This window comes from Amazonocrinis nigriterrae CENA67 (genome assembly GCF_016056305.1).
GTDB lineage: Bacteria > Cyanobacteriota > Cyanobacteriia > Cyanobacteriales > Nostocaceae > Amazonocrinis > Amazonocrinis nigriterrae.
This window is the reverse complement of record NZ_JAECZC010000037.1, coordinates 42098-53749: the sequence shown is the minus strand read 5'-3', so window position 1 is coordinate 53749 and position 11652 is coordinate 42098. Positions and strand designations below refer to the sequence as shown.

The 11652-nt window shown below is 43.1% G+C and carries 12 protein-coding genes; 5 read left to right on the top strand and 7 right to left on the bottom strand.

What is annotated here, in order from left to right; translation table 11 throughout:
* Positions 1–47: 47 nt before the first annotated feature.
* Positions 48–1805: a M23 family metallopeptidase gene (locus I8748_RS18740; RefSeq protein WP_198126078.1), complete on the bottom strand. Its 1758-nt coding sequence runs from the start codon at positions 1803–1805 to the stop codon at positions 48–50.
* A gap of 428 nt (positions 1806–2233) precedes the next feature.
* Positions 2234–3052: a biotin--[acetyl-CoA-carboxylase] ligase gene (locus tag I8748_RS18735; protein ID WP_198126077.1), complete on the bottom strand. Its 819-nt coding sequence runs from the start codon at positions 3050–3052 to the stop codon at positions 2234–2236.
* Between the two features lie 75 nt (positions 3053–3127).
* Between I8748_RS18735 and pgeF the strand changes: the two genes are divergently transcribed.
* Positions 3128–3931 (top strand): peptidoglycan editing factor PgeF, encoded by an 804-nt coding sequence (gene pgeF, locus I8748_RS18730; RefSeq protein ID WP_198126076.1) that lies wholly within the window; start codon positions 3128–3130, stop codon positions 3929–3931.
* Positions 3932–4440: 509 nt separating this feature from the next.
* On the opposite strand, the gene I8748_RS18725 is transcribed toward pgeF, so the two are convergent.
* The 4 genes from I8748_RS18725 to csaB form a co-directional block, all read right to left on the bottom strand.
* Positions 4441–5835: a serine/threonine protein kinase gene (locus I8748_RS18725; protein ID WP_198126075.1), complete on the bottom strand. Its 1395-nt coding sequence runs from the start codon at positions 5833–5835 to the stop codon at positions 4441–4443.
* A gap of 33 nt (positions 5836–5868) precedes the next feature.
* A complete protein-coding gene (locus tag I8748_RS18720) occupies positions 5869–7182 on the bottom strand; it encodes a serine/threonine protein kinase (protein ID WP_198126074.1) in 1314 nt (437 codons plus the stop codon).
* 123 nt (positions 7183–7305) lie between these two features.
* Positions 7306–7662 carry a hypothetical protein gene (locus I8748_RS18715; RefSeq protein ID WP_198126073.1) on the bottom strand — a complete coding sequence of 119 codons (357 nt, stop codon included), beginning with the start codon at positions 7660–7662 and terminating at the stop codon, positions 7306–7308.
* Between the two features lie 13 nt (positions 7663–7675).
* Positions 7676–8713, bottom strand: coding sequence for a polysaccharide pyruvyl transferase CsaB (csaB, locus tag I8748_RS18710; RefSeq protein WP_198126082.1), 1038 nt, complete (start codon positions 8711–8713; stop codon positions 7676–7678).
* 152 nt (positions 8714–8865) lie between these two features.
* Here csaB and I8748_RS18705 point away from each other — a divergent pair, with 152 nt between their 5' ends.
* Entirely contained in the window at positions 8866–9213 is a 348-nt protein-coding gene (locus I8748_RS18705; protein ID WP_198126072.1) for a DUF2499 domain-containing protein, read from the top strand.
* A complete protein-coding gene (locus I8748_RS18700; protein WP_198126071.1) occupies positions 9210–9503 on the top strand; it encodes a DUF3593 domain-containing protein in 294 nt (97 codons plus the stop codon). Before I8748_RS18705 ends, I8748_RS18700 begins: the two co-directional genes overlap by 4 nt.
* Positions 9504–9784: 281 nt before the next feature.
* Here the strand turns inward: I8748_RS18700 and I8748_RS18695 are convergent, their stop codons facing one another.
* Positions 9785–10267, bottom strand: coding sequence for a tellurite resistance TerB family protein (locus tag I8748_RS18695; RefSeq protein ID WP_198126070.1), 483 nt, complete (start codon positions 10265–10267; stop codon positions 9785–9787).
* 563 nt (positions 10268–10830) lie between these two features.
* Here I8748_RS18695 and I8748_RS18690 point away from each other — a divergent pair.
* Positions 10831–11166 (top strand): hypothetical protein, encoded by a 336-nt coding sequence (locus tag I8748_RS18690; protein ID WP_198126069.1) that lies wholly within the window; start codon positions 10831–10833, stop codon positions 11164–11166.
* A gap of 124 nt (positions 11167–11290) precedes the next feature.
* Positions 11291–11641: a YtxH domain-containing protein gene (locus I8748_RS18685; protein ID WP_198126068.1), complete on the top strand. Its 351-nt coding sequence runs from the start codon at positions 11291–11293 to the stop codon at positions 11639–11641.
* The last annotated feature ends 11 nt before the right edge of the window (positions 11642–11652 follow it).

The following is an 11652-nucleotide window of genomic DNA, read 5'->3' as shown; positions in this document are numbered from 1 at the left end:
CATCCCCCTCATCCCCCTCATCTCCCCATCGTCCCCAGTCCCCAGTATCAACTGCCTGGTTGCCGACTGACTTGGGCTGTTTGTGACCTATGTACTAACTGACTAAGGGCTGCCTCTAATTGCACGCCTGAGTCAACGGCAACCCAGCCGTCTTGTGTGAGGTGGCGAATTTCAAAGTGCAGGTGCGCCCCTGTGGAGTTGCCGGTGCTACCAACTAGCCCAATCACGGTTCCTGGTTCTACCCACTGACCTGGTTGCACAAAGATTTGTGACATGTGACCGTAGAGGGTTTGTTGAGCGGAACTGTGATTAATTACAACAGCTAAACCATAGCCACCCATCCAATCAGCACTCTGTACTTGACCTTTGGCAGCGGCTAAAATTGGTGTACCCATAGGCGCACCCAAATCTGTACCAGCGTGGAAACGGCGATCGCCTGAAATCGGATGAATTCGCCAACCAAATAAGGAAGTAATAGGAGCCGGTATGGTCAGCGGATAAATCATGCCGCTACCGCCACCATAGGCAACTGCACCACTGAAGGGGATTTGTGGCAATACTGATGCCAGCGCGAAATCGTAAGACACGTTACTAGGACGGGGTGCAACGTTACCCTCTGCCATTGGTGGTGGCAAAGTACCAGCACTCGGTGTTGGAGATGCGCTTACTGTTGTGGTGGCAAATTCGCTGGGGTTGGGGATAAACCGATTTGGGCGATACGCTGTTTTGCTTTCAGCTACAGGAACGCTCTTAGTCGCACGCCATCCACCATTGTTGCCAGCAGAGGCGATCTGCCGTACTGGTGGCACAATGGGTAATTGAGCATTTTGGCTTCTTTTGAGCCAATTCGGTGCTGGTTTGCTATTGCTATCTGCTAAACGCTGATTTTGTGAGGGTGTTGTGCCACAAAGACCTCCTGATACACCTTTGGCAGACGACAAAATGGTTCGACAACCGCTCTTCCGTTCTGTCAACACCACAGAATCAGGTGCAGTGTAAGTAACCCCAGTATCATTGCTGTAATTGGTGGGGTCAATATAGGCGTTATTGTAATCCTTGGTTTTCCCTGTGGTCGCAGTTTCAGTACGGTTTGAGTTGTTGGCTGGTTGGGCAACTTCAGGAACTTTCTCAGGTATAGAGCGAGGAGCAATAGGTTTAGCTACCTCGATTTTGGGTTTTTCTTGTCTGAGACTGGCTGCTGGTTGGGAAACTTCGATTTTAGGTTTTTCTTGTCTAAGACTGGCTGCTGGTTGGGAAACTTCGATTTTAGGTTTTTCTTGTCTAAGACTGGCTGCTGGTTGAGAAACTTCGATTTTAGGTTTTTCTTCCCTGACGCGCACAGGAGTTACCCGCGAAGTTTCTGACCGATTTTCAGACTTTCTGACACGCAGTACAGGTTCGTTGACCGATGACTCCTGACTGCTGACTGCTGGTGCTGTGGTTTTGGCAACCTCTGAAGTGCGTAATTTCTGTTTCAGAATGGCTCGCCGTTGAGAAAAATTCGGCTGTGCTTGAACTGTTGTTGATACATCCGTATCTTTTTTTACTAACTTAGCAGTATTTGCAGCCGTTCTTGGTTGGGAATTTTCAACAGTGGGAACAATGTTATCTATTTGTGTTGACGTTTGAGCAAACACTATGCCGCTACTGAGGAAGCTGACGCTACTTAAAACACAAAAGCTTTGTGCTGGTAAGGTAGATACATAAATGCGGAGTAGGTTTTTGTAAGAGAAGCGTCTTGTCATCAGACCTTGCTGCCTTGAGTTGTGTAAACGGTTGTGGGCAGAATTATTGCGCTGCGTCATTTGTTCTCTCAGTTGTTTCTAAAGTAATCCAAAGATAGACGTGTTTAGATTTTTACTAATTCAATTGAAGTAGTTTTTGGTTCGATATTCTTTAAAGTTATCCAATAGAAGTTGCTGTCCAGATGAAGTATCAATGATGAAGTCTCCGGGAGCCTTGCAGCCAAGATACCCTTGCTATAAGCTAAACTCCATACATATTTTAAAGGCATTGGATGTAATTATTCTTCTTTGTGCCTTCATCCTTTGTTTGGTCAGTGGTTTGTCTTGCTCTACATAGCGTAATTTTAAACAAAGCTAACAGTTAAATAGACGAATTTCCATAGCAATTTTGTTTGAGTTATGAAAATTCTCATCATGTTTGTCATTAATCCTTTGTCACTACTAATGACAAAGGATTAATGACAAATGACAACCTTTATGAGTTTATCTCACAAATCATTTAAAGCGCCTACGTATCCCAAACTGATTTTACCTGGTTCAACAGAAAGTTCTGGTTTTATCAGTTCATCTGTATTATCTGTTTCCATTCTGAGGCGGAGATTTCCTTGGGGCGTGACTCCAACAATAATGGCTGGCTGGTTGTTGATGTATACCTTATCACCCATATTTCTCAGTAAATATAAATAGCTAGATAAGAGTATGCTTATTCCTTCTGTAGAAAGGCACTGCATACCGGATTGTATTCCCAGTAAAACTGTGGAGGTTAGCATTTCAAGACTTGAGATTGGTTTGGTAGCTTGGGAAGCTTGCCATAATTCCAAATTGATGCCGGTTTGTGGTACTGAGTTTGCCCAGTTAATGCCAACACCGATGACTGCTTGGGTGATTTGTTTGTTGTTGACTTTTGTTTCTGTCAAGATGCCGCCTAATTTGCGACCATCTAAAACTAAATCGTTGGGCCATTTAATCCCGACGTTGACACCGCACTGGCGCAATTGTGCAGCGATTCCCCAAGCGCTAGCTAAAGTTAGCTGATAGCTGGCATTAGCTTCTAGTTTAGGAGCGATCGCTACTGAAAGATATAATCCTCCGGTATGAGAAATCCACTGGCGACCCCATTGTCCTCTACCGGCAGTCTGCTGAGTGGCAATGACTACGGTACCACTTGGGGCACCCTGTTTCAGCAAGTCCCAGAGAACTTGGTTAGTTGAGGTGACAGTTTCAAAAATATGTAAACTAAATGGTAAATCACCAGACTCATACCCGGCTTTGAGAAAAGCTTTTAATATTTGCCGATTAATTTCCACAATAGATAGCCCAAATTGCGTTGTTCAAGTTAGCATTAATTGGCTGATTTGATTTCTGTTTAGGTTTGGTTTACGATGCACACTTGGCACTGGCACAATTGGCAAGGACTACCCTACCTGACTTGTAGTCTTTTAGAACATTGGCATCACGGTTTCTTTACTCAGCAGTTTTGGCCGCGATCGCCACAAGAATTAACAACAGTGCTGCAACCAGAAGCATCAGCTTATCGCTTAAAGCAGGTTCATGGCAATACTGTTGTCACTCCAGAAGAAATTACCAGCATGTTAAGTGCAGGCGGTAATTGTGTGGAAGGAGAAGGTGATTCTGCCTTGGTATCAGCAGATGGTTTAATCAGCGAACAGCCTCTACAAGCAGTGTGGGTAGCCAGTGCAGATTGTACGCCTGTGCTGATTGGCGATGTGAAAACTAAACAAGTGGCAGCATTGCACGCCGGTTGGCGGGGTACAGCGGCGAAGATTGTCCCCCAAGCCATCGCCCGACTCCAAGCTAAAGGTAGCAAACTCGATGATTTGAGAATAGCTTTAGGCCCAGCGATCGCTGGTGAAGTTTACCAAGTTTCTGTAGAAGTGGCTGCGGAAATTGGAGCTAGCATTATACCACATGAAGACCCACATAAGATTGTGGATGCATTACACCAGCTACCAAATTCACCTTTGCTAGCAGACCCTAACGAGGGTAAAGTGAGGCTAGATGTGCGGCGGGTGAATATTTTACAGCTAGAAAGTTTGGGAATTAGTGGCGAACAAATTGCGATCGCGCCTTATTGTACCTACCAAACTCCGGATCATTTCTTTTCCTATCGTCGGCTACAAGAGAAAAAAGTACAGTGGTCGGGAATTGTTAGTGAGAAGAGATAACTGATGACTGATGGCTGATGAACGCCAGGAAAGCTCAAGTCGGGAAACCATGCGCGGCAGTCGCTCATGGGGAGCCACTGCGTTGCGGTGTTAGCGTAGTGTTAGCGACGTAGGAGCGTCGGGGGTCGCAGTCTTGGCGGTTTCCGCCGATTGCGATCTCAAGAGCGATCTTCGACGCAGGAGCGTCACCCCCGAACCCGAAGGGGGGTTCCCCCCGTTGTAGCAAGTGGCGTGGAGACCCCCAAGACCCTTACGGGTGACGCTCGCAAGCTCGCTAACGCTCTTGCTAACGGCAGTCCCCCAGACGCTCGTTCGCCTTTGGCGTCTCCCTTTGGGAGAAGACACAGCTTAGCTGCGCTAACGCCGGAAACCGCTCCTGTCGGGGGCTGCCTCACCGCGCTGCCGACGCTCGTTCGCGCAGCGTCTTTCCTTGGGAGAAGACTCGCTACCGCTTCGCTAACACCACGCGGCTGGCTCCTGATGGCTGTTAATAGTCACCAATTCCCAATTCACCTATTACCTATTATTGGTAAACCTAACCAATCACTCAGTTCTTGTTTTAACCATTCCAGTTCTGGAACTGTGAACTGACTAAGACTATTAAGGTAATACAGAACAAAGTAATATTTAGCAGAGTTTCTATGATCAAACAGTAAAGGCTGAGTATCTAAATTTAGCTCAGGACTTAAGATGCTTGCCTTTAATTGAGATATATTTTGCTTGGTTAATGAAGGATAAGTCCACCAATGAATGCCTAAAAAATTGTTGAACAACTCAACCCTTTGAGAGTTAATTATAATGTGAGTACGTTTACAAAATCCCCATAAAATGGCACTTGCCAACAAAGCGATCGCTAACATTTGGATGAAAAAGCTAATTCCTTGTCCTTCTGCCGTAACAGGTGATTCTCCAAACCTGAAAAAATAAAATCCCAGCGCTATGGGCGTGATCAAAGAAATGAACGCTATTGAAGGAATTCCAAACCCTTTGGGTGGCAGTATAATTTCTAAAGTATCAGGAGTTTTAATTAAGCGAATTTTGCTACCTGGCGGCTGTTTTAAAGGTTGTTTTGTTGCTACTATTTCCTGCTTTCGGGGTTTGGGGTTCTCCAATGCTTGTATTGCTTCTTCTACCCCCAAAAATCTCTTTTCCAAACTTGGGTCAGTCATCCACTCTAACCAATCAGCAAACTCCAAACTGAGATTCACAGACTGACGAAATTGAATTTGCAACTCTTGCTGTGGTAATTCTGTAGGATGCAGTCCTGTGACTAGATAAATTAAAGTTGCGCCTAAACTGTAGAGGTCTGAGGCAGGAGTTGTGCGACCTCCAAATTGTTCTGGAGGCATATATCCATATGTACCTACAACTGTAATTGTGCTGCCTTCTTGGGCGGCTAAGGTTTGCACAGAACCAAAATCAACTAAATAAACTTCACCCACACTATTACCAGAACGATTTGTCAGCAGGATATTACTCGGTTTAATATCCCGATGAATAACAGGTGGTTGTTTTTGGTGTAAATAAGAGAGAATTGATAACAGCGATCGCGCTAATTCTTTGACTTCAGCTTCACTAAACGTCCGTCCCGCCTGTAAATGTTCTTCTAAAGATTTTCCCTCTACATAACTTTGCACCAAACCAAAGCCTTTATCGTTGGGTGTGTCTAGCTCAAAGTAATCCAAGTAACGCGGAATCGCTAGATGGTCAAGGGTTTTTAAAGTCTCCGCTTCCCGTTCAAACAGCTTTAAATCTTGCCAATCGAAATCTTGCCCCAAGTACAGCAGTTTTACCACTACTTGTTTTGAAGTGTGTAAGTCCAAAGCTAACAGAGTTCGCCTACTGGTTTGTCGTCCGAGTTGCCGTTGGACTTGATAACGTCCATTTAATATCTCGTTGCTCATTTCAATTACGAATTACGAATTACGAATTACGAATTACGAATTAGTATGATGTTCTTTTTCATACCACTGAGCAATAGACTTGCTAGCTGTTCCCATACCTAGCCCAGTGATAACTGAAGGGGCAATCATCCAGAAAACCTTATCTAGAAGTAAGGAATTAGTTTCGTGAAAACTTAAGGATTTGAAGCTAATTACAGCAATACTCATCCCCAGGATGGTGCTGATGATGGTGACTGTACGCCGATGCAAGTGGGAATTTTTCAAGGGGAAAAAGAACAACCGTGTAATGATAGCGACTACAAAACCATTGACAAAAGCGATGGGAAAACCAACAAAAGCGCCTATTTGTAGTCCCATATAGGTTCCTACTATAGGAATGACAACTGTACTGTAGAGAGCCGCACTCATTGCTACAACAATGCCACCGATCACCGTGCTGCGCCACATGGCATTCCAGAATAAACTTAAGGTGTTCACTGGCTGATCTAGACGAACCACCGACTGTGGGGTAGTTCTGATTTGTCCTGTTTTCAACGCGTTCAAAGCTGCTGATGCAGATGTCAAACGTTTCTCTAAACTCGGTTCAGTTAGCCATTGCAACCAAACCACCAATGCAGGACTGAGGTTAACAGCATCTTGAAATCCAATTCGCAGATTTTTCTGGGGTAGGTCAGCCGGATGGATTCCTGTTGCTAAAGCGATGAGTGTAGCGCCTAAACTGTAAAGGTCAGAAGCAGGCGTTGCGTACCCGCCAAATTGCTCTGGAGGCATGTATCCATAAGTACCTACAACCGTTACTGTCTTACCTGCTTTGGATGCCAAGGTTTGCACTGAACCGAAATCCACCAAATAAACTTGACCCACCCTATTGCCGTCAGGTATCAAGATAATATTGCTGGGTTTGATGTCGCGGTGAATGATTGGCGGTTGTCGCCCGTGTAAATAGGTCAGGATTTTTAATAGTGATGTGGCAATTTCTTTAATTTCACTTTCTGTAAACTTCCGCCCTGTTGTTATATATTCTTCTAGAGATTTACCTTTCACATAGCTTTGGACTAGGGCATAACCTCTATTGCTAGATGCATCTAATTCAAAATAATCTAAATAACGAGGAATGGCAGGATGATCAATTGCTTTGAGCGTTTCAGCTTCCCGTTCAAATAGCTTTAAATCTTCCCAAGCAAAATCACTGCTAAAGGTGAGCAGTTTGATAATCACTAATTGCTGAGTTTCTAGGTCATGGGCTAATACAGTGCGTCTTCCGGCTTTTTTACCTAACTGCTGTTGAATTTCGTAGCGTTGTTGCAGGATTTGTCTGTTAAAGTCATTCAGGCTTTGATCTGCCATTTACCCACTCCGAGTTCTCACCTTTACAGATGGTTATAATTCAGTTTCCAAGAAACTACAAAGGGGCAAACACAGATTCCGTAATCTTTGTGAAATTAGAAAAGCATCGCTCTCACCATTTAATTATGGTTGAAAGATAAAACCGCCATCTTGTGGATCGAAAATACTACACTTTAACTGCTGAGAGATATCTTGAAGAATTGTCAAGTCGCACATTCCAACATGAGGCTTTATACAAATCAATTTTACGGGTTCATCATCTCCTAACCAGACTTCCCAGATAGAAGAATTGCTCGAATTTTCTCTCCTGCATCCTGGTAAGTAATAATAACCTTCATGGGATGAAACTTCGGGAAAAAGTTCCGAAATTCTGGATATTATTTCTGATTTTGTCCCAATTTCTAAAATATTCGCTTCATTGAGGTCATTTATTGAAACAAGTTCAGGCGAAACTCGTATTAGCCAAAAACTGACGCTCATAACTAACTCGAACTCAACTAAAAGCTTCGTTCAACAACTCACGATGCATCAATGCTCTATCTACCAAAGACTGAATTTGTTCAGGTAAAAGCGGATCGCCATTAGCATAATGTTCTATCCAAGTTTTACCAATCAAATTAGTATCATCTGGTAAAGTTGCCAAGTCCCACCCCGGTATGGCTAGTTCTTCCATTAGGCGATTGACTTTGGGGTCGTAACTGAGAGCAAAACAGCGACAACCTTCAGCAGCTGCCATAATCAAACTGTGTAGGCGCATTCCAATTGCCATTTCGACACCGCGAAATACACCTTTTAAAAGTTGTGGGTCTTCTAGAGATAAAATCTGACTGACATCTTTTAGTTGAGATTGAATAATTTGGGCAATGCCTAAATCTTCACTTTTTTGAAATGGTAGTAATAAAATAAAAGCTTGCGTAGCTTTTTGAAAATCTACTAAAGCGCGAGTTAAATTTGCTAAACGTGCTGGTGTGAGTTGGGGATGCGATCGCAATGTCACTGCAATTCTCGGTGCTGGTAAATCCCAAAGTCCCGGTACTGGTTTAGATTCTAATGCCCAAACTGGGTCGGGAGCTATGATACAAGGAATGTGCCAATCTGATAATAATGCAGCACTGGCGCGATCGCGGACACTGACTTTAGTACAACCAGCGAAGTTTTGCCGTGCTAACCAACGAGTTTGTGGGCGCAGTAATGGCCCAATACCCTGGGCCCAAGCAACGGTTTTTAAATTCATTTTCTGAGCCAATGCCATCAGTCCCCCATAGTAAAATGGGCTGATGGTACTAGTAACATCTTGAATTAAACTGCCACCGCCCCAAATAAAGGCATCACAAGAGCGTAAAGCTTGCAGTACAGCTAAAGGAGCCATGCGATCGCAAGTTTCTACATTGTAGCGATCGTGAGTTTGTTCTGGATTACCAGAAAGCACCACAGGTGTGACATGAGATGGTAGCATTTGCAAAAGCGTCGCCAACAAAGCTTCGTCACCACCATTACCTTTACCGTAATACCCAGACAATAACGCCCGCATCTTTGTCATTTGAGATTTTGGATTTTAGATTTTGGATTATCAACTTTTTCTATATAGTTGATGAGATGTCCGTCATCCTACCAAAAAACATTAATTTGCTTGTGGGAAGATGAAGAAACAAGGTTACAACTAACAACTGACCACTGACAACTATGCACACCCTTTCAATTCCCACTTGGATTATTCATGTTTCTAGCGTTATAGAGTGGGTTGCCGCTATTTGGTTAATCTGGACTTACGGCGAACTCACTGGTAACCGCAGTTGGTGGGGACTGTCTTTGGCCATGTTACCAGCTTTAGTTAGTGCTATGTGCGCTTGTACGTGGCATTATTTCGACAATGCCGAATCTTTAGAATGGTTGGTGACGCTGCAAGCTACTATGACTTTAGTTGGTAATTTTACCCTTTGGGCAGCGGCAGTATGGATCTGGCGTTCCACCAAATCTACCGACGCTGCAATTAATAATGTTGAGCCAAAACCTATCAAATCACAGAGATGATATCTAAAGAAACCCTGTTTGCTCTTTCTTTGTTTCCCTATTTGGGTTTCTTGTGGTTTATTAGCCGTAGTCAGCAAATGCCACGTTTAGCCTTATATGGATTTTACGGAACGCTGGTGTTTGTTGCTATTACCATTCCAGCGGGGATTTACGCCCAACTACATTACGGCAAATCTTTGGCAAATGTGGATTGGCTGCATGGTAGTGCAGAATTATTTTTGACGCTGGCAAATATCTTGCTTGTGCTGGGTTTTCGCCAAGCTGTGAATCAGAGGAAGCTAACAAAATAGACTGCAAAAGTGGCGTTTAACATTGGGGCAGCCTCACCGCGGGGCTACCCCATGAGTGACGTTGCCCGAAACTATGCCTCAACTGCTATATCGTTTGAGATTTCTACCCACAAAATCATCCTGCATTTATGCAAATCTCAAAATTATCACCCCATACACTTCGCTTTCATTCAAAATTATTACTTCCAACTCTTATGAAAATTTTCATGAGTTAATGAGCAAATTTGGAATAGTTTTGGTCAGTGTTGGGGTTGAGAATAACTAATTAAGACTATAGATGATTAATAGGGGCTTTTCTCTGGATATAAAAGCTGAATCCGCTTTTGCCGTAGTGCCAATTCTTCTTTGTGTAACTGCTCTAACTGGTCTACTATTTCTTCTTCTACCCCTATAATAAAAGCCATTTCTTTCAGTTTTGCCTTTTCCTTTTCATGAATTTCTCCATCAGCAGCACAAGCCCTAATTGCAGTGAGAAGTAAATCTCTCTGTGCTATGGAAACTTGAGGAGAGCGAGCGATGACTTCTTTTAAATCTTCATCTGCCTCATATGCTTTTAGCTCTTTAATCACCCAGTCTGCTACTCCCCAAGATGCACAAAAACCAATAGCCCAATCCTTTTCTGCTTGTGAAAGAACTCCATCTCCTTTAGCGCAACATAAAACTGATTTCATGTAAATGCAACAATCTTCATCTGTAGGGATATTACTAAAACCAAAGAACCAACTGAATATCCAAGATTGACCAAGTTTTCTGATGTCAGACATAGCTATCCTCTATAATTTTGGCTTTTTTATGAAAAATTGCATGTCTATATTATTAAAAGCATAATCAACAAGCAAGAACAGATAAGACAGTTAAGAAAGAATAGCGAATATTTTGGTGAAATCTCTTACTTTTCCTACTTTTTGAATTAAAAACTTAAGTTTACTAAAGAAGTGTGTAGAAAAATAAAACTATGTGAAAATAAGCAAATTTTCTTACAGCTTTATGCAGCACAACCACAGCCGCTAAACGTTCTGAGGTATTGGCTGCGGTAACTAAAAAGCAAGTGCGGCTTAAAGGTGTTATGTATTTTTCAGGTAAAAGCTAATGGCTAGGACTTATGAATTGACAAAGATGGTGATATATGCATGAAGACTTATGGGCAAAATTGTAAGATGCGATCGCAAAAGCAAGGGTTTAATATTTTTTTGACTTTTGACTTCCCCCGTGTGGGTTGCTCACGATTAGTGTTCTTCGTTGACAGTAACTGTCGTTATGATGAAGTGAGAACCAAATCAGTAGCCCATTGAACGATTCTTGAAAGCTGAGTTGGTAAAGGTAAACAATGGTCACTGTAGTTGTAGTTATTAATGTTCTCATCTCGCTGGTACTACTTTACGTGGCTTGGCGAGTGTGGCAACTCAAGCAAAAGCTGGCATTCATAGCAGACCGATTAACTGTCTATGAACGTAATACCCATGCAGCACTATCTAACGCTCCCAAAAATATTTATACTGGCCAACAGAATATTCATAACTTGCGCCAGGGGAACCAAGGGTTACAGGAACAGATCCAACAAGTCCGGCAAATTGTCAGTCTGTTGTTTTTAGGAAGACGATTTTGGGGGCGTTCTTTTAGCAGGCGGGGGTATCAATTTAGCAAAAAGACAGTTGTAAAATAATTTCATAAATCAAAGCAACATTTCTGATGGAAATATTGTCAGGATAAGTTAACTGGATCAACCATTTAGGTCTTGCAAGGGGAGGAAACCCACCTAAAATGGGTGTAAGGAGAAAAACAACAAAATGTCTAACAACCGGTCTGGAGTATTTTTTGGCGGTTTAATGCTAGGGGCTACTATCGGTGCTGTAACTGGTTTGCTTGTAGCTCCACGCACAGGGCGCGAAACACGTAAACTTTTGAAAAAATCTGCTAATGCTTTACCAGAATTAGCAGAAGATTTATCTACGAGTGTGCAAATTCAGGCAGATCGTCTGTCTGCTAGCGCACTACGAAATTGGGATGAGACTTTAGACAGACTGCGCGAAGCGATCGCAGCTGGTGTAGATGCTAGTCAGCGTGAAAGTCAAGTGCTAAAGCGACAAAAAGAGCAAGAAGACTCAGATTCTCTTCCCCAGCAAATAGAACACTCATAGATGATACAACC

Excerpts from the sequence above, each read along its gene's own strand:
- I8748_RS18740 (WP_198126078.1), bottom strand. The coding sequence starts at position 1,805 with ATGACGCAGCGCAATAATTCTGCCCACAACCGTTTACACAACTCAAGG.
- pgeF (WP_198126076.1), top strand. The coding sequence starts at position 3,128 with ATGCACACTTGGCACTGGCACAATTGGCAAGGACTACCCTACCTGACT.
- I8748_RS18725 (WP_198126075.1), bottom strand. The coding sequence starts at position 5,835 with ATGAGCAACGAGATATTAAATGGACGTTATCAAGTCCAACGGCAACTC.
- I8748_RS18720 (WP_198126074.1), bottom strand. The coding sequence starts at position 7,182 with ATGGCAGATCAAAGCCTGAATGACTTTAACAGACAAATCCTGCAACAA.
- I8748_RS18715 (WP_198126073.1), bottom strand. The coding sequence starts at position 7,662 with ATGAGCGTCAGTTTTTGGCTAATACGAGTTTCGCCTGAACTTGTTTCA.
- csaB (WP_198126082.1), bottom strand. The coding sequence starts at position 8,713 with ATGCGGGCGTTATTGTCTGGGTATTACGGTAAAGGTAATGGTGGTGAC.
- I8748_RS18705 (WP_198126072.1), top strand. The coding sequence starts at position 8,866 with ATGCACACCCTTTCAATTCCCACTTGGATTATTCATGTTTCTAGCGTT.
- I8748_RS18700 (WP_198126071.1), top strand. The coding sequence starts at position 9,210 with ATGATATCTAAAGAAACCCTGTTTGCTCTTTCTTTGTTTCCCTATTTG.
- I8748_RS18695 (WP_198126070.1), bottom strand. The coding sequence starts at position 10,267 with ATGTCTGACATCAGAAAACTTGGTCAATCTTGGATATTCAGTTGGTTC.
- I8748_RS18690 (WP_198126069.1), top strand. The coding sequence starts at position 10,831 with ATGGTCACTGTAGTTGTAGTTATTAATGTTCTCATCTCGCTGGTACTA.
- I8748_RS18685 (WP_198126068.1), top strand. The coding sequence starts at position 11,291 with ATGTCTAACAACCGGTCTGGAGTATTTTTTGGCGGTTTAATGCTAGGG.